Origin of the sequence: Amycolatopsis regifaucium, from assembly GCF_001613935.1 — a bacterium.
GTDB lineage: Bacteria > Actinomycetota > Actinomycetes > Mycobacteriales > Pseudonocardiaceae > Amycolatopsis > Amycolatopsis regifaucium.
The window spans coordinates 17,447-34,633 of sequence record NZ_LQCI01000029.1 but is presented as its reverse complement, the minus strand read 5'-3'; the positions used below and the strand labels follow the sequence as shown (position 1 = coordinate 34,633).

Genomic DNA, 17,187 nt, shown 5'->3' with positions numbered 1-17,187 from the left:
CGTTCCTTTCTCCGAAGACAGGTGTGGTGCTGGTGGGGCCGTGGGCGCGGCGGTCATTCGAGGGCGGCGTAGATGTCGGGCCGGCGGCGGGACAGCAGCGCCGCCCAGCCGAGGCCGCCGGCGAACGCCGCGGCGACGACCGCGAGGAAGACGTTCGCCCCGGTGCGTGACCCGATCAGGAGCTCGAAGTTGCCGATGACGAGCACGAGGATCGTCCCGAGCGCGCCGAGCGCGAGTGCGGGAGCGACAGTGCCCGTCCACACGGTCGCCGTGCCGGCCCTGCGGAAGTGCACGACGACCGCCGCGGAGGTCAGAGCCAGCAGCACGATCAGCCCGAGAGTCCCGGCGCCGCCGAACCAGGCGTAGATTTCGACGACGGGCTCGAGGCCGGCGATCGCCGTGGCCGCGAGCAACGCGCCGATCACGCCGGAGGTCAGCAGCGAGGCCACGTGCGGCGACCGGTGCGCGGGGTGCACCACGCCGAGCGAGACCGGCAGCGCGCCCTGGCGGCCGAGGGTGAAGAGGTAGCGGGCCACCACGTTGTGCGCTGTGAGCACACAGGCAAAGAAACTCGTGACGAGAAGAACCTGCATGACATCGTGGGCGGCGCGAGACAGATAGCGGGTGGCGAGACCGGGTGCGAGTCCTTCGGGGTCGTGCGCGGCGGCCTCGACGGCGCGCGCGACGCCGAGGCCATTGATCATGGCCCAGGACGAGAACGCGTAGATCACCGCGATCAGGACGACCGCGATGTAGGTGGCCTTCGGTATCGTACGGTCGGGATCCTTGGCCTCGGATCTGAAAACGGCAGTGGCCTCGAAACCGACGAAGCCGAAGACGGCGAACATGATCCCGGTACCCGTGGCGCCGCTGGTGAACGCGTCCCAAGTCAGCGGATGTGCCGACAGGCCGTGGTCGCCGCCGCGCAGCACGATCGCGAGATCGACGACGGCGACGATCCCGACCTCCGCGACGAGCAGCGCGCCGAGCACTCGCGCGCTGACCTCGACGTTGCGGTATCCCAGGTAACCGATGGCCCCGAGCCCGGCGGCCGCGAGGCACCACCAGGGCACCGAGACGCCGAAGAAGGTCTCGATCACGTTGCGCGCGGCGGCCCCGAGGTAGGCCGAGACGGAGACAATGAGGAGCGAGTACGTGACCAGGGCGAGCGTTGCGGCGCCCAGCCCGATGCCGGTGCCGAAGCCGCGTTGAATGTAGGAATAGAAGGCGCCGGCGTTGCGTACCTCAGGGGTCATCGCCGAGTACCCGACGGTGAACAGCACGAGCACGACTCCGACGATCACGAAGTCGATCGGCGTTCCGATGCCGTTCCCCGAACCGAGCATCAACGGGATGAGACCGGCGAACACCGTCAGTGGCGCGGCCATCGCCACGACCATGAAGACGATCTGCGGGACGCCCAGTGTCCGGTCGAGGCCGGCGGTGACCTCCTGTTTTCGTTCTTTGCGCTGCTGGCTCATGAGAACTGCTCCCTTCGATCAGGAGTACGCGCGACCGGGATCCGGGAAATCGCCGAGGACGCCCGCGTATCCGCGGACCGGCGACTGGCACGGATCGCGCTCGTGCCGATGTGCTCGGGCGGGAGCGAGCTGGTACCGCCCCGCGGGCGGCGGCGCGTCGATCTCCTACGGATTCATCGCGGAACGCTGACGAGACCGACGTCCATCACCTCTTCGACGGCGCGCTCCGCTGCACGGACCGCGCCGTCGAAGTAGCCCTGATTGACCGTCGCGGTTTCCGTGCCGGCCCAGTGGATCCGCCCGACCGGCCGGCGATCCGCGTCCGTGTACTGGGTCAGCGATCCAGGGGCGCGGGAGCCGACGCAACCGCTGATCCATGGTTCGTGCGTCCAGTCCTTCTCGAAGTAGGCGGCCGGGTTCGCCGCTTGGGCTCCGAACAGCACGGTCAGATCACCGAGGAAGGCGGAGCGCCTCGCGGCGGGGTCGTCGAGGATCGTGTCGGGCCAGTGCTGGCCGCTTCCGGCGCCGGCGGTGCCGAGGAAGGACAGCAAGATCCCGACGCTGCCGTCCGGCGGGGAATTGTCGACGACGTACCGAGTGACCGGCAGGTCCGTGACCGCCTGGCCACTCAGGCCCTGCTCACGCCAGAACGGGCGGTCGTAGACGGCGAAGAGTTTGCTCTCCGCGCCGCCGCTCCAGCGACGCTGCAGCATCGTGCGGCGGGTGGGCAGACCGGAGGGGACACGGATGCGGTCGGCGTCGGCGGGCGACATCGCGACGATCACCCGGTCCGCGCGGACGTCGGCCCGCGCCGACCGCACCGAGACTCCGTCGGCGTCTTGCGCGATCTCGCTGACGGGCGAGTTCAGCACCACGGCGTCCCCGAGGTCCTCGGCCAGACGCTCCGCGATCCGGACCGTGCCACCGACCACCCGCGATTCCTGTGCCCCGCCGGTGATGTTGAGGGTGTGGTCGATTCCGCCGGCGCCCCGGATCCGCGCCAGCTGCACCAGCAGCGACGTGGAGTGCGGGTCCTCGGCGTTGGTCACGGAGAAGCCGACCGTGAACATCGCATTGGCCTCTGCGGTCATCGCGTTCGCGTCGAGCCAGCGCCCGAAGGTCGTGGCGTCCCAGGAGCTGGCGCGGCGCGCGGTCCACGGGGCGTCGAGCGGTACGGTTTTCGCCATCCGCTCCAGCCGCAGCTGCAGCTGGGCGAAGTCGGCGAGAGCGAGCGGGCTCAGCGGTGGGATGAGGCCTTCATATCGCTTCGAGCGGCCGCGCCGGTGGTAGATCGACTCGCCGGCGATGTGGGTCTTGAAGGTTGTCAGTCCCAGCTCGTCCAGCAGCGAGAGGATCCGGTCCTGGCCTGGCCCGACCCACTGGCCGCCGCCTTCGGTGATCACACCGTCGGCGACGTCGAGGTTCATCGCGCGGCCGCCGACACGGTCACCGGCCTCGATCACCACGACCGACCGCCCGGCCTGTGTCAGCCGCCGCGCCGCGGTCAACCCGGAGACCCCGGCGCCGATGACGACGACGTCCGTGGTGCTTGGCTCGGTCATGCTGATGTCCTTTCGAGGTGTCCGACGACGTGGTCGGCGACGAGGAGAGCGAGCGCGTCGGGCAGGTGGTGCCCCATGCCGGGAATCACCACGTGCCGTGCATCCGGAATCGTGGTGGCGGTGGCGTGACCGCCGGATGGCGCGACGGCGAGGTCGCGGTCGCCGTTGATCACCAGGGTCGGGGCCGTGATGCGGGCGATCTCCGTCGTCCGGTCCCCGGAGGCATGGATGGCCTGGATCTGCCGGGCGGTCCCCGCCGCGCCGTCGCCTGCCGTGCGGTTCCACGTCTGCACGGCGTGACGTGTTTCTTCGACCTCGTCGATCGGGAACTTGGCGCCGGCGAGATGCGCCGTCATGCGAAGGTGCGCACGCACGGCCTGTTCCCGGTTCCGCGGCGGCGGGGCGGCGAGCAGTGCCATGGTCGACGCGGCCGGCCGGCCGACTTTCGGATCGCCTGTGGTGGAGTACAAAGAGGTCAGCGACGTAGTGAGTTCGGGGTATCGCGCCGCGACGGTCTGCGCGATCATCCCGCCCATCGACCGCCCGACGAGGTGCGCCGGCCCCAGACCGAGATGTTCGATGAGCTGGGCGGCATCGGCCGCCATGTCGGCCAGCGTGTACGCGTCCCGGCGGGGCCGGGCGAGCAGTTGCCGTAGCGTGCTCGGTGGTGGAGTGGCCGCGTAGGTGGAGCGGCCGCAATCCCGGTTGTCCATCCGGATCACCTGAAAGCCGGCTGCGAGGAGCGCGGAGACGAACCGCCCGGACCACATCGTCAGGTCCTCGGCGAGGCCGGCGATGAGCAAAACCGGCGGGCCCCCGGACTCTCCGTCGATTCGGTAGCAGACACGCGTGCCACCCGGCAGGGTGACGAACCGGTCCTCGGTGTCCTCACGCACGGATCGACTCCGGCGCTGCCGCAGGCGCGGTTTCGTCGGTGGTGGAGCCGAACCGCAGCGCGTCGTCCAGCAAGGGACCACGGAGCAGCTTGGCGTCCTGCGGGTACGACATCAACATCTGCCACATACCCGTGCCCTGCTTCGGAGTGGTCTCGCGGGCCCGCTGCGCGTAGCCCGAACTGAGGTCCATGACCGGACGCGTCTCCATCGCGGGATCGGCTTCGACGACGACACTGTCGTAGCCGAAGGCGTCCATGTGCCCGACCAATTTGCAGAAATAGCGGCACAGGATGCCGATCTTCAGCGTCCACGACGAGGTCGTGTAGCCGATCGCGATGGCGAGGTTGGGGATCCCCGAGAGCAGGGTGCCGCGGTAGACGACGCTGTCGGCGAGGTTCACCGGCTCTCCGTCGACAACCAGGTCGATGCCGCCGAGCAGGCGCACGTTGAGGCCCGTCGCGGTGACGATCACGTCGGCGTCGAGGTGCTCGCCCGACTCGAGCTGGATTCCCGACTCGGTGAAACGCGTGATCCGGTCGGTGACGATCGAGGCGCTGCCCTCGCGCAGTACGGCGAAGAAGTCCCCGTCGGGGGAAAGGCACAGGCGCTGATCCCACGGGTCGTAGGGCGGGTTGAAGTGGGTGTCCACGTCGAAGCCCTTGGGCAGCGACTTCTTGTTGATACGCCGGATGAGCGCGCGGCCGAGGCGGGGGAACGTGCGTAGCGACTTGACCACGCCGCGATCGATCCAGATGTTGTTGAACCGGGTCATCACGTAGCCGCGGCGTTCACCGAAGAGCCGAGTGAGCAGGAGCGCGAGGAAATCGACCTTCGGCCAGGGCAGCACGTAGGTGGGGGTGCGCTGGAGCATGGTCACGTGGGCGGCGGCGCCCTCGCCGGTCAGCAGTGACGGGATCAGTGTCACGGCGGTGGCGCCGCTTCCGATCACGACGACCTTCTTGTCCGCGTAGTCGTAGCCCTCGGGCCAGTGCTGCGGGTGGATGATGTCGCCGGCGAAGTCTTCACGGCCCTCGAAATACGGGGTGTAACCCTCGTCGTAGCTGTAGTACCCGGTGCCCGCGAAGATCCAGTTGGCGGTGACACGCTTGTGGCCGTCGGCGGTGCGCACGTCGATCGTCCAGCGCGCGTCGGCGCTCGACCATTCCGCGCGCCGCACGTTGTGCCCGAGGCGGACGAGCCCGCCCAGATCGTTCTCTTCGATCGTCTCGCGCAGGTAGTCCAGGATCTTGGGAGCTTCCGCGATTGCGGCGCGATCCTTCCAGGGCTTGAACTCGTAGCCGAAGGTGTGCAGGTCGGAATCGGATCGAATGCCGGGGTACTTGAACAGGTCCCAGGTGCCACCGATGTCGTCGCGCCCTTCGAGCACGACGACGCGTTTATCGGGAAAAGCCTCGACGATGTACCGCGCGGCGCCGATGCCGGAAATGCCAGCACCGATGATGACGATGTCGAATTCCTCGGGCCGGTGCTGCGATGCGCTCATCGTGGGGCCTTTCGGTGGTGATCACGTCGGTGTGTGATTCCACGGTGCCCGCCACGGCGGCCCGGGCTCTACGCCGCGGTGCCCCGTCCTGCGCGAAGGCGTGGTGCACAGTGCACCACTTGGTTGCTGAAACCGCAGCTCACAGCACGTCATGGTGCAGTGTGTTGCATCTGTCGCCGCACTTGGTTGCACCTCGGCGTAGCGGCCGTCCTTACGAGAACGCCACTGTAGGAGCCGCACGAGATCACGGTCACACTCAAGGAGGCGCTGCCATGCGCGACGTACTCTTCGCCGCGGCGGACATCTGGATGATCGCCGTCGGACTCATCTGTGGTGTGAAGTTCATCCGAGACCATCACAATTATTTGATCGGCCTAGAATGGATCATCATGGGCGTGTCAGGGATCAATTTCCTGATCTATGGGGTCACCAAAGCCGGCCCCGACTCCCCGGCACACCACATCGCCTTCTTTCTGGACGCGTTCTCGCGCTCGATCGGATTCACCCTGATCCTGGTCCTCGGATTACTGGTCCTCACCCATCGGTACAAGCCCACGACCCGCGTCGAAGTGGGTGCCTTCGCCCTGGCCGCGATTCTCGGGTTCCTTCTCTCCGAGTTCGCCGAGGAGATCGGCACGCCGGGTAAGGTGTTCTTCCTGATCACCGCTCTCGCGACCTGCGGCTTCCTGTGCTTTTTCGCGTGGCGCCTCGCAAAGGTCGGCGAGCGTGCTCACGCCGCGTGGGTAGCAGGAGCCACCGCGCTGAACGTGGCCGTCGCGTCGATCTACGACTTCTGGCGAATCCCCGGCGACGACGCCGACCACACCCGGTTCTACATCTTCGCCCTGTTCACCTGGGGCCTGGCGATGCTCGTCATCTACCGGGCGTATGCGGCCTTCGTTGCCCACAACAAACGGGTCGACGCACGCCTCAACCCGATCACCACCGCCCCCACCCCCCGAATTGAAACCGCATGAGCGCCACCGCGAACACGACCTACACCACGTTCACCGGATGGGTCGACCCGCCCACCGACATCCGACCGCCGCTGACGGAGAACCTCATCTGCTCTGTCGCGGTCATCGGCGGCGGTCTCGCGGGCATGGCGACCGCACTTCGCCTCGCGGAGCACGGCGTCGACACAGTCCTGCTGGAAGCGGAGTTCTGCGGGCACGGCGCGGGCTCCCGCAACGCCGGCCAACTGGCGAGCGCGCCCGGCGGCGACATCCAGCTAATGAACCTGCTCTACCGCAAGCGCATGCCGGCGATCCTCCGCCTCACCGAGAACGCCGCCGCCCACGTCGAGGGCCTGATCGAGACCCTCGGCATCGACTGCGACTACGAGGCCACCGGCAACGTTTTCGCGGCCGTCTCGCGCGGCCAGCTGGGGCGAACCCGTCGTATCGCGAAAACCCTCCGCCGAGCCGGGGCCCACGTCGAGGAGGGCACGGCCCACGAACTGGGCATCCCGCACGGCTTCCTCGGCGGCATGCGCGAGATCCACGGCGGAATCATGAACCCCGGGAAGTTCCTGCGTGGCCTGCGCAGCGCGGTGCTCACCTCGACGGTGCGGCTCCTCGAGCAGTCGAAAGTCGTCGATATCGCCCGCGGCAACGGCGGTGTCACCCTCGAGACGCCCGGCGGCATGGTTCGGGCGAGAAGGTGGTACTGGCCACGAACGCCTACGCGGGCGAGTGGGACATCACGCCGAAACGCCTGTCGTCACCAATGTGGGGCACCGAGGTGGAGACCGAGCCGATCGCCCCAGCGTGTCTCGCCGCACTCGGCTGGACCAGCCGGTCCGGCCTCATCACCCAGCACAACATCATGGAGAACTACCGCCTCACGTCCCACAACACCATGGTGTTCGGCGTCCGGCGAATCGAGCGCGCCACAAGCTACCCGCTTCCCGAACGCCGTCCCGACCCGGCGGTGGTCGCCGACCTCGCGCGCGCGTTCGCGCGGCGCTTCCCGCCGCTGGCGGACGTCGAGATCGCCCGCGCGTGGGGCGGCTGGATCGAGATCACCTCGTCCTGGCTGCCGGTCGCCGGCACGATCGGCGGTGACGTCGACTACTCCCTCGCGTGCAACGGCCACGGGCTCGCCCAGGCCACCTACATCGGGTCCCTCATCGCGGACCGGATCGCCACCGGCATCACCCCGGACGACCTGCACACCATCTGGATCGACGAACCGAAGTTCGGCCGTGCGGGTCCCGCTGATCATGGGACGCCTCGGAGTGCGCGCGGCGTGGGCCATCGACAGGTTCAACGACATGATCAACGGCAGCAAACGAAACGCGCGCAAGGGATTCGACGCTGTCCCGCGCGGCGCTCTTCTCCATCATGGCGATTGAGGCGGCCCCACGGCGCATAGACCACCAGCACAAGGCTGCCACCGCGCCGCACAACCGGCTACGATCCGCAGTAGAGTGGCACCTGAACGAGGACGGGTTGGTGTTTCTTTCTTCCCAACGTTGTCACGCCCACAATCAGTTCAGTACTGTCCGTCCACAGTGGAATCCAGAATGCGGCGTAGGTGACCCGGTACATCAAGAACTATGAAAAACGTGCGACCGATTGCACAGGGGGAGACTCTTGATGGGGCCCGCCGTCTCAATACTGGATCTGCATACCGATTCGGGACACTCACGGGGCGATTCTGATGACGGGCATGCCGATGCTCACTGGGACCAGTGCGGTTGGAGTTCGCGGTGTGGCGGTCGAGCGCAGCCAGCTTCCCGTGGGCCGCTTTGAGGCTTACGGTGAGGCCGTCGATCTCTCCTCGCCATCCGTTGAGCTCGGCTTTGCGGATCCGGTCTCGAAGGTTGTTTGCGATCTCGACCAGCCGGACACGCTGGCGGGGATCGACGCGCAGCACGGGGCATCGGATGCACGCGTGCTCGTGCTGGCAGGCGGACCCGTAGGGGCGGCCGCAGGTGCCCAGTTCCAGCTTGCGCGCGTGGAAGTGCTGCTGGAACTCAGTCCATTCCTCATCGGTCGGTTCGCGGTACTCGTCGGCCGGCCGGATCGCGCGACGCTGGGCGAGGAATGCCCGGTAGGTACGGACCAAGTCGTCCTGGAAGACGGCAACGTAGGCCTGGGTGGTGTCCAGCGAGGCGTGCCCGAGCAGACGTGGCGCGATATGGACGGGCAGGCCGCTGGTGACGGCTTCGGTGGCGAAGATGCGGCGGAAGTCGTGCGGTGTGTAGGCGAGTGGGCTGCCGAGGCCGTCGCGTAGCCCGGTCAGCGCGAGAACCTCGTTGATCAGGCGCCGGATGCTGGCGTCGCTGGCCACGGCGCGGCGCCAGCCACGTTGTCTCTGGAACAGGTGGGGAAGTGGCGGGCTGGTGTCGCGCTGGTTGGTGTCGAAGCGTGCGATGAGCGGGACGGTTCCGTTGTGACTGTTGCGCAGGCGCGTGACGATGGTGGCCAGCACGCTGGCGAGTTCCGGGCTGACCAGCAGGAGCCGTTCCTCGTTGTTCTTCGACGGGACGATCTGCAGGAGCGGGACGAGCTCGCCGGTGTCGGGGAGCTGGTAGGACACGATCGCCAGCTGGGTGAGTTCGAGTAGTTCTTCGATCCTGATTCCGGTGTGGCGCTGGGTTTCGATCGCCGCCCATGCCCAGAAGCGTTCGTCCTCCCGGTGGGTTATGTTGATCTTCTCGCCGGTGGCGAGATCGCGGACGTGGACGTTCTGTGCCCACTTTCTCTGCGGGCTGCTGGGTTCGAAGCGCTGGTAGAGCCGCCCCGATACTGTGAACTCCGTGCCCGGCGGGTGCTGCTGTGCGGTGGACAGCAGTTCCGCGGTGTCGGTCATGGCGCGGTGGGCGGTGTCGATCAGGATCTGCAGGTGAGGCATCCGGTCACGGATACGTTGGTGCATGCGGGTCCGGGCCGCGCGCTGCGCCTTGGCGAATCCGCGGCAGTCGCTCTTGCGGACCGGGCTCGGGACTGCCCATCGTGCCCAGTTCGCATCCTCGAGTGCCCACCGCTGCAGGTCGAGGTAGAAACCACGGACACGGCTGAGAATGGCCAGAAGGTCGGTTCGCGCACGCGTGGTGCCGTCCGGGTTCACGATGATCCTGATCCGGTCTCGCCAGGCAGACGCGACGGCGTCGGGCAAGTGCAGGGTGTCCAGGCCTGGGTGATGTTTTTCGAGGTCGCACCAGAACTGGCCGACGAGGATGGCGACCTCGCCTCGGAAGGAGTTGTAGTCCAAGGCCAGGCGGCGCTCCTCGAGGTAGCGGATCAGCACGTCCCTGATCTCGCGGTTCTGCACATGGTAGTTGTCGACGAGTTCGGTGGTCGTTCGCTGCGGGTGCAGCAGTGTGTGCGCCAGGGTGCTGTTGGGCGGGGTGCCGTCGATCGTGGACAGCAGTTCCCAGCTCAGGTGCAGGCCCTGCGTCGGCTTGCCGTTCGCTCGCGGGAACGCCAGTGCCCATGCGTACATTTCCAGGACGTCATCGCCCGTGAGTGCGCTCGGTGACCGTCCGGTGTGGAGGACGATCTTGCTCAGGGCTTTCTGCGCCTGGAGCCGGTGCTTGTCCGCGACGCCGCGCTGGACCGCTGCGTTGTCGAGTGCCGCGAATACTTCGGGCTCGTAGATTCGCCGGGTGTTCTCGTACAGCTTGTGCGCGTGGTACGCGAGCAGAGCGTCGTAGCTGGGCAGCACGACCCTTCCCAGGAAGAGATGTCCGACCGCGCGGATGAGCGGACCACGGACCGCTCTTGTGAACGGGCGATGGTCCGGAACGGTGGACAGCCAGCCGAGGTCATGGTCCGCCCCGGCGTTGACCCACCGCTCCTGCCAGCTGTCGCCGGGGAAGCTCTCCAGCCACGCCAGTAGGCGTCGCATCTCGTGGAGAGTCGCCGAGTTCTCTTTCAAGCCGGGGCGCCACACCGGTGACCGCTCGGGCACCAGAAGCACGTCCTCGGCGCTGAGATGACTGCCGGAACCCGATCGTGGTCGCTCCAGCAGATGCGCGAGGTCGATCATCCTGTCCCGCTTGCGCAGCTCGGCCACATCCGTCATTCGGCACCACCAAAGAGAATCGCCAGGTCTGAAGCGTCGTACGGGGCCGCAGCATCTGCCGGGGCCTGTGGCCGCTGTCCCTGGTGGAGAGATGTTCGGCAACGCGGCGAAGGACCACGTTGTGGTTTTCGATCAGGTAGATGTCCGCGGTCGTGGTCAGATGCGCGTGCCCGAGGATCGTTTGAACGTCACGCATCGACAGCCGGATATCACGCGACATGCGAATCCCCGCAGTGTGGCGCAGGTCGTGCGGGGTCCAATTCGTCCCCAGCGCGGCGTTCAGCCGACGAAACACCGCGCGGTAGGCCTCGTAGTTCAGAGGCTGCCGCCGAAGGCCATCGCCGCGATCCCGACGGCGCAGCGTCTGCCACACCGGATCGCTCGGCGAGAAGTCACCGAGTTCGGCGATGTAGAGCCGCAGCCAGACGAACGCCTCGGCGCTGACTGGAAGCCACTGCTCGGCTCGGCTTCCTTTCCGGATGACACGGACCAGCTGCTCGCCCCAGTCCAGATCCACACCCCGTACGCCCAGCAGTTCACTAGGCCGTGCCCCGCAGCTGACCGCCATCGCCACGATCGCGCGATCCCGATTCGACCGTAGCGCCGCGAACACGGCAGCCCACTGTGGATCCGGCATGGCCCGCGGTAGCCGCTTCGGCAGCCGAGGGTTGTAGCGGATCCGCGCTCCGTTCATCGGTCGCTCGCCAAGAGATACCGGCGCTCGACGGCCACGCCGAGCATCCAGCGGCATGGGATTGATCAACGGCCGTGAACCTTCGTCCAACCAGAACTCGTAGAAGCTCCGGATCACGGCGTTGCTGTGCCGGATGGTCCGCGCCTGATACTGATCGTTAAGGGACGCCTTCCGGGTGATCGGGTTGACCTGCCCCGCCGTCGCCGCAGACCCAGTCCGAGCGTTGCGCCGCGGTTTGACCGTCGCGGTCAGCCAGAGGACAAACCCACGTGACTCCGCAGACGTCACGCAGTCCCACCGCACGTCGACCACGAGCAGCCATCGCCACCACCGCAACAGGTCGAACGCGTAGCTGCGCACACTGCTTGCCGCGTTTCCCCGCGCGGCGAAGTCTGCCAGGAACGTCTCCACCGGCTTCACGGGGCTGTTCGCGGGGTCGACGAGCAGCCACGGCACCGCTGGTGACCACGCAACCACCCGTCCCCAACGAGGTAGCTGAACCAACGCCAGATCACTCATACCAACAGCGCCCATACGGGTCTCCAAACCTCGGCTCCGCGCAGTCTCAGCGCCGAGCCAAAGATCGCACGGCGGCCTATCGGCGTGTCGGTTCTTAGTCCGGTCAACGGTGTGGGCTCGGCACAAAGTCATCACCCGATCCAGCGCCGCGTTGCTGATCCGCGGTCAGGTCCAGGCCGCTGAGGGCGTGGTCACCCTCGTCGCGGACAAACTCGAACGCCTCGACCTGTCCATGACCACCGGCCCGTCCCGGGACTTCCGGTGACCGGTGCGAACCGGCACTGGCGCAACCTGGAGATCCCGATCCGCCCCGGCACCGGGACACCGGCACGATGCCCGTGGGGCCACGACCTCGCGATCGCCGGAGTCCGGCAGGGCTGGTCCCAGGACTACCGAGCACCGGAATGGCTCTGCGAAGCCTGCTACGCCCTCCCCGGCCGAGAAAATACTTGGACGATGATCGACCCCGCGCCCGCACGGCACGTCACCGAAGACCAGGCCGACGAGTACGGGCTGCGGCTCGTGCTGCTGCGACCGGCCACGGCGGCCGGGATCGGCGCCATCCAACTACGCCTGGGGCACACCGTCTTCGGCGAGATCCGCTTCTCCTTGTGTGGCATCGATCGCCGCGCGGTCCTCGTCCACGTCGAGGTCGAGGAAAAGCACCGGCGCAGCGGCGCCGGCCGAGTGCTAGTCGCCGCCGCTGCCGCCCGAGCGCCGCACTACGACTGGACAACACTCCCGATTGGACACGACCCGATCACGGTCGCGTTCTGGGCACGCGTCGGAGCCATTGGACCACCCAGCCCCCATCCCTGCACACACCAGACCGAACAAGGAGTCGTCCCCGGCGAATCGCGATGGACGAAATGGTGGTGATCTCGCTGTACCGCCCTAACCGGCCAAGGCCAGCTGTGCCATAACGGCAGCCGCGACGATATAGGTCATGACCGACGATGCGCGGCCGGCGGCCGCGAGCACGGCACGTCATCGTGACCGGGCTGGCCCTCACAGGCGTGGTACCCGGACGGCTTCACGGCCGCTTCCCCAGCGTGGAGGGCGACTGGTACGGGATTGTCAACTACGAGATCGGCTATGCCGACGGCCACCGAGACAAGCTCTATCTGGTCGACCAGTTCGTACCGTTCATTGCGCTACGCGAACGGAAATAGCAGCGCCAGGTCGGCACCGCGCGCCGTAAAATTCACACCTTACGAATGAGGAGTGAACGGTGACAGACGCGGCCAAGCCCGACTTCGAGCAGAACCTGGTGGACTTCGGGTCGGCCAGGTTCACCCAGCTTCGGCCAGGTCAGCGCCAGGTTCTCACCACCTACGCGGACCAGCACCTCGACACGGCAAATCTGGCCATCGAGATGCCCACGGGCGAAGGCAAGACGCTGCTGGCCCTGCTGATCGCCGATCATGCCCTCAGCCGCGGTTGGTCGGTGGCCTATCTGACCGGTACCCGCCAGCTCGCCGAGCGAGTCGAGGAGGAAGCCGAAGATCTGGGACTGGACGTGGTCCGCTTCGCCGCGAAGGACTACGGCGGCGCGAAGCTCGACGACTACCACCAGGCTCAGGCCGTCGGCGTGATGAACTACTGGGTCTACTTCAACAGCGATCCGAAGGTTGGAGCCGCTGACCTGCTCATCTTTGACGATGCTCACCTCGCCGAGCAGCCCCTCAGCGGGCTGCAGACCTTGCGCATTCCCGACAAGCTGGGCCCTGCCCGCCAGCTCTATCGGACGATCTGCGAGCTCGTGGTGGCCCACACCGACGCCTACCCCGGCCTGCGCGCGATGCTGGACGGCACCGCCCGACCCGGTACCCCTCCCGAGTTGCTGTCGTTCAGTGATTGGGACGCGATCGTGGGCCCAACGCGCGACGCTATCGGGGCATCGCCACTCGTCACGGACCGTGACCTCAAGGACGAGATGCGATACGTCTGGCCAACGGTCCGCGACCACCTCACCCAGTGCGGCGTTCTGATCGGCCCCTCCGGCATCGAAATCCGCCCGTACCATCCGCCGACCACGCTGAACCCCCAGTACAGCCGTGCCAAGCAACGGATCTACCTGTCGGCCACCCTCGGCTCGATGGACGACCTCCAGCGCCGAGTCGGAGGCGGGCCGGTCACCCGTCTCACGACCGCCACCCCGCTGCCGCCTGGTGCGACGGGCGAGCGTCTCCTGGTACTCAACCCCAGTGCCGAGCATCCCTTCGACCAGCACGTTCTCGGCTGGGCCCTTGCCCAAACCCAGGCCGCCGGTGGCCGTGCGGCCTGGCTGTGCGCCAGCCACGCCGAAGCCGACATCCTCCAAGAGACCCTCATCGCCTACGGACAGCAGGTTTATCGTCTTCGTCCTGGGGATGACTCGATGGTCGACACCTGGAGTCGTGTCGCCAACGGACACCTGATCACCGCCGGCCGCTACGACGGGCTCGACCTCGCGGGTGACCTGTGCAAGCTGGTCATCATCACCACCGTCCCGCAGGCCAGCAGCGAGTTCGAGCGATTCGTCGTCGCCTACCTCGGCGATGCCAGCTTCATGCGGCACCGCGTCGGCCAGCGCGTCACCCAAGCATTGGGCCGCGCCAATCGCGAAGCGACCGACCGGTCCCTCTACCTCGGACTCGACCCCAGCTTCGCGCAAATGCTCGCCGACCCGGCCGTCCGCAAGTCGATTCCTGCGGGCACCGAGCCCACCATTCGCACCGCGCTGGAGATCTACGACCAAGGCTGGGAAGGCACCCTGCGCGCCTGCACCTCGTTCTGGCAGCCAACCCCACAGGCTTCGGCCTCCACGGAGGCCGCCGCACCGACGAGTCCTCGCCGCAAGGCGCGGCCCGGCCGCAATATCGGCGGAAGCAGCGACGTCTTCAGCGCCAACGCGGAAGTCTCCGCAGCGACCGACTTGTGGCTCAGCGACCACGCGGGAGCAGCCAAGAAAGCCAGTGAAGCTGCCGCTCAACTGGCCAAGGCCGGAGAAACCGAACACGCCGCGTTCTGGCGCTACGTGGAAGCCCACGCCCACTTCGATCGCGGACGCCTTCAAGACCTGGCCGCCGCGCGCAAGGCACTCGAGGACGCCACCGCTGGCGGCCCGCGCACCACCTGGTTCCGCCGACTGGCCCGCACCGTCGCCGACCTCGAAGGCTACGAACAGACCGCCGACGACACTGACCGGTTCTTCCTCGCCTGGGACGAGTGGCGCCGTGAAGCTGGCGCCCGACTCGACCGTGTCCTCTCCGAGGGGCGCGCCCTGCTCACCGGCAGCCACGACCAGCAGTGTGAAGGGCTGACCAGGCTCGCTCGCCTCGTGGGGGCCAGCGGAGAACGCCCGCCCAAGACCGAGCAGAGCGCCACGGACTGCCGCTGGACCTGGTCCACCGTCAAGCGCGCCGAGCGCCGCGTCTGGGAGGTGAAGACCGTTCCGAAGGGCGAGCCGAAGCCGCTGATCCGCGGCGACGTGAACCAATTGCTCGGCCAGATCGAGGTCGAGACCAGGCGATCGGCGAAGACCCGCGTGTTCGGCTGCCTGCTGACCCCGGCCACCACCACCAAGGATGACGCTGCCGAGGCGGCGCACGACAAGATCGTGTTAGTCAACCACGGTGCGACCGTCCGGCTCTACGACATGCTGGCCGACCGCCTTCGCCAATACGACGCGCTGTGCGGCGACAACAACGCCGAAGCACGTGGTGAGGCTCGCACGAGGATCGAGGCGCTCCTGCCCCAGGAGGACAGCTGGTTGGGCAAGCTGCTCGCACCCTCCCGTGGCCGGCTCGTCACGGCAGACGACGTGGCCGCCATCTTCCCGTCAACGTGACGACAAGTGGCTGCTCAGACCTTGTCGTAGCCTAGGTGAAAGCTCACATGTAGAAGGCGTACCGCCCCTGTGGACGATCCTGCGGTCCGAGGTGGCGCAGGATTTGACAGTCCGCGGCCGAAAGCCGGGTCGCCGACCTGGACGGTCGGCATGACCTCGACGGCGTGCTCGCTCGGCTCGCCGTGGTCGGAGGGCCAGAAGAACTGGCAACCGCGAGCCCGGCGCCGCGCTCGCCTACCGGAAGTGGGCCGTCGCGCAGCCCCACGTCTGCCGGTGTATACGGCGACGTGGTCGCCGAACAGCGGGCCGGCAACCGCGACCCGGTTATAGCGTGGCCGAAGTGGTGGTGATCTGGCTGTTAGCCGACGTCCAGGGTCGGGGTGTGGTGGTGTGGGATGCCGCTGTCGGCGAAGGCGTTCTCTGGCAGGCCTTCGCGCAAAAGTCGCATGTCGTCGCGGTGTTGGTCGAACAGGACGGTGACGGCTCCGCGGCGGGCCTCGAATTCAGCCAGGTAATCCGGTGTGAAGGCGATCCCGAGGTAGGCGCGACCCGCGTCACCCCAGGTCGGGTCCTCGACGGTGCCGTCCGGATGAGCGCACCAGGCGTGAGCGGCCACGACACCGGAGTCGGCGAGCGCGAACCCTTCCACGTAGCTCAGCCTGCAGGCCAAGCCGACGTCCGGGCGGGAGCGCTGCCGGGGTGAACCAGCGGCCGACAACAGCTGGAGCAGAAGATGTGACCCCAGTTGACGTGGGTGGGATGGCCTGCTCCAGCCTTGCTCCAGCTACTGAACAGTAACTGAGTTCGTCCCACCAATTCTCAAATTGAGGTCGAACGAAAAACCGCCTTACCTCGGCAAACTTGCCGGGTGGGCGGTGTTTCGTCACTGTGGAGCTAAGGGGACTCGAACCCCTGACCCCCTCACTGCCAGTGAGGATCAAGCAAGGCGCTGACCTGCGGTTATCGAGAACCCGCTGGTCGGCTAACGCGGTTGTGCTTCGTTCAACGCGGTTCATCGTTGTTGGGCGCTGTTGTAACCGACGTCGTGCTCCAGATCTGCTCCAGGAAAATTGGTGAGAGAAGACGTGGTTGCTGTGGCCGTCGGCTCTGGTCGGAGTGGTCTTGCTTGTGCCCGCGTTGAGTGCCGTCCGTCCGTCTATGTGTATGCCGGGGCGACCCGGTCAGCTGTGACCCGATGGGCCACGGTCCGCGATCAGTCGCTGCTGCGCGAAGACACGTACAGCCGTGACTATCGCTTGCAGCTTTCGGCTACTGCGCCAGCACTCGTGATGGCGGTGCGCTCGACAGCCTTGTGCAGGCTTGCCGGTGGCTATCTGTAGGTGAACGCCTCTGGTTGTGATCAGGCGGCTTTCGAGGCAAATTCTTCGGCCGCGTCGCTTGCCGTAGTGCGGATGGTGCACTGGAGGTTCCGGTAACGCAGTATGCGATAAGTCGGAAAAGTCCCAACAATGCCCGGCGGGGAGGCGTTGCGGATGTCCTACATGGATCATCGGTACGGGCAACCCGCTTCATGATCGTTCACTCTGTTGGAGTCTTCCTTCGCTCGTTAGTGTTCGTGAAGAGTCATGGTGACTTTGTGGGTCGCGTGGCGTCGGGGGACGCGTGCTGACCGGGCCGAGGGGGTCTTTTTCGATGGTGCGTCCG

The 17,187-nt window shown here is 66.9% G+C and carries 13 protein-coding genes, 1 tRNA gene and 1 pseudogene; 7 read left to right on the top strand and 8 right to left on the bottom strand.

Annotation, left to right across the window (positions count from 1 at the left end):
- Positions 1-53 precede the first annotated feature (53 nt).
- The 4 genes from AVL48_RS23630 to AVL48_RS23615 all read right to left on the bottom strand — a co-directional run bounded on the left by AVL48_RS23630 (position 54) and on the right by AVL48_RS23615 (position 5,443).
- Positions 54-1,481: an APC family permease gene (locus tag AVL48_RS23630; RefSeq protein WP_061989665.1), complete on the bottom strand. Its 1,428-nt coding sequence runs from the start codon at positions 1,479-1,481 to the stop codon at positions 54-56.
- Positions 1,482-1,654: 173 nt separating this feature from the next.
- Positions 1,655-3,043: a flavin monoamine oxidase family protein gene (locus tag AVL48_RS23625; RefSeq protein ID WP_061989663.1), complete on the bottom strand. Its 1,389-nt coding sequence runs from the start codon at positions 3,041-3,043 to the stop codon at positions 1,655-1,657.
- Complete coding sequence (locus AVL48_RS23620) at positions 3,040-3,939, bottom strand: alpha/beta fold hydrolase (RefSeq protein ID WP_061989661.1); 900 nt, start codon at positions 3,937-3,939, stop codon at positions 3,040-3,042. The genes AVL48_RS23625 and AVL48_RS23620 overlap by 4 nt, the downstream gene beginning before the upstream one ends.
- Positions 3,932-5,443: a flavin-containing monooxygenase gene (locus AVL48_RS23615; RefSeq protein WP_061989659.1), complete on the bottom strand. Its 1,512-nt coding sequence runs from the start codon at positions 5,441-5,443 to the stop codon at positions 3,932-3,934. The genes AVL48_RS23620 and AVL48_RS23615 overlap by 8 nt, the downstream gene beginning before the upstream one ends.
- Before the next feature lie 272 nt (positions 5,444-5,715).
- Here AVL48_RS23615 and AVL48_RS23610 point away from each other — a divergent pair, with 272 nt between their 5' ends.
- From AVL48_RS23610 to AVL48_RS40225, 3 genes and pseudogenes are all read left to right on the top strand, one after another.
- Positions 5,716-6,420 carry a hypothetical protein gene (locus AVL48_RS23610; protein ID WP_061989657.1) on the top strand — a complete coding sequence of 235 codons (705 nt, stop codon included), beginning with the start codon at positions 5,716-5,718 and terminating at the stop codon, positions 6,418-6,420.
- Positions 6,417-7,031: pseudogene (locus AVL48_RS40230) on the top strand (NAD(P)/FAD-dependent oxidoreductase); the annotation flags it as partial. The gene AVL48_RS23610 and the pseudogene AVL48_RS40230, both read left to right, overlap by 4 nt.
- Positions 7,032-7,105: 74 nt before the next feature.
- A complete protein-coding gene (locus tag AVL48_RS40225; RefSeq protein WP_244162628.1) occupies positions 7,106-7,819 on the top strand; it encodes an NAD(P)/FAD-dependent oxidoreductase in 714 nt (237 codons plus the stop codon).
- A 120-nt stretch (positions 7,820-7,939) separates the two neighbouring features.
- Here the strand turns inward: AVL48_RS40225 and AVL48_RS23600 are convergent, their stop codons facing one another.
- Positions 7,940-10,300 (bottom strand): site-specific integrase, encoded by a 2,361-nt coding sequence (locus tag AVL48_RS23600; RefSeq protein ID WP_082857752.1) that lies wholly within the window; start codon positions 10,298-10,300, stop codon positions 7,940-7,942.
- Positions 10,218-11,627 carry a tyrosine-type recombinase/integrase gene (locus tag AVL48_RS38525; protein WP_208616282.1) on the bottom strand — a complete coding sequence of 470 codons (1,410 nt, stop codon included), beginning with the start codon at positions 11,625-11,627 and terminating at the stop codon, positions 10,218-10,220. The genes AVL48_RS23600 and AVL48_RS38525 overlap by 83 nt, the downstream gene beginning before the upstream one ends.
- Positions 11,628-11,799: 172 nt before the next feature.
- Between AVL48_RS38525 and AVL48_RS39640 the strand changes: the two genes are divergently transcribed.
- The 4 genes from AVL48_RS39640 (at position 11,800) to AVL48_RS23580 (ending at position 15,522) form a co-directional block, all read left to right on the top strand.
- The gene (locus AVL48_RS39640) at positions 11,800-11,955 is read left to right on the top strand and encodes a hypothetical protein (protein ID WP_244162627.1); all 156 of its coding nucleotides are present in this window, start codon (positions 11,800-11,802) and stop codon (positions 11,953-11,955) included.
- Complete coding sequence (locus tag AVL48_RS23590; protein ID WP_061989653.1) at positions 11,952-12,569, top strand: hypothetical protein; 618 nt, start codon at positions 11,952-11,954, stop codon at positions 12,567-12,569. The genes AVL48_RS39640 and AVL48_RS23590 overlap by 4 nt, the downstream gene beginning before the upstream one ends.
- A 113-nt stretch (positions 12,570-12,682) precedes the next feature.
- Complete coding sequence (locus AVL48_RS23585; RefSeq protein WP_143105058.1) at positions 12,683-12,862, top strand: hypothetical protein; 180 nt, start codon at positions 12,683-12,685, stop codon at positions 12,860-12,862.
- Positions 12,863-12,921: 59 nt separating this feature from the next.
- Positions 12,922-15,522: a DEAD/DEAH box helicase family protein gene (locus AVL48_RS23580; protein WP_061989650.1), complete on the top strand. Its 2,601-nt coding sequence runs from the start codon at positions 12,922-12,924 to the stop codon at positions 15,520-15,522.
- Positions 15,523-15,880: 358 nt separating this feature from the next.
- Here AVL48_RS23580 and AVL48_RS23575 read toward each other — a convergent pair whose 3' ends face one another.
- Together AVL48_RS23575 and AVL48_RS39135 are read right to left on the bottom strand one after the other, a co-directional pair.
- Positions 15,881-16,171 carry a hypothetical protein gene (locus tag AVL48_RS23575; protein WP_143105057.1) on the bottom strand — a complete coding sequence of 97 codons (291 nt, stop codon included), beginning with the start codon at positions 16,169-16,171 and terminating at the stop codon, positions 15,881-15,883.
- A gap of 240 nt (positions 16,172-16,411) precedes the next feature.
- Positions 16,412-16,486: transfer RNA gene (locus AVL48_RS39135), tRNA-Ala, on the bottom strand.
- Positions 16,487-17,187: the final 701 nt, after the last annotated feature.

Coding starts and splice junctions, on each gene's coding strand:
- AVL48_RS23600 (WP_082857752.1), bottom strand. CDS start 10,300: ATGCGACGCCTACTGGCGTGGCTGGAGAGCTTCCCCGGCGACAGCTGG.
- AVL48_RS23610 (WP_061989657.1), top strand. CDS start 5,716: ATGCGCGACGTACTCTTCGCCGCGGCGGACATCTGGATGATCGCCGTC.
- AVL48_RS23630 (WP_061989665.1), bottom strand. CDS start 1,481: ATGAGCCAGCAGCGCAAAGAACGAAAACAGGAGGTCACCGCCGGCCTC.
- AVL48_RS23625 (WP_061989663.1), bottom strand. CDS start 3,043: ATGACCGAGCCAAGCACCACGGACGTCGTCGTCATCGGCGCCGGGGTC.
- AVL48_RS23615 (WP_061989659.1), bottom strand. CDS start 5,443: ATGAGCGCATCGCAGCACCGGCCCGAGGAATTCGACATCGTCATCATC.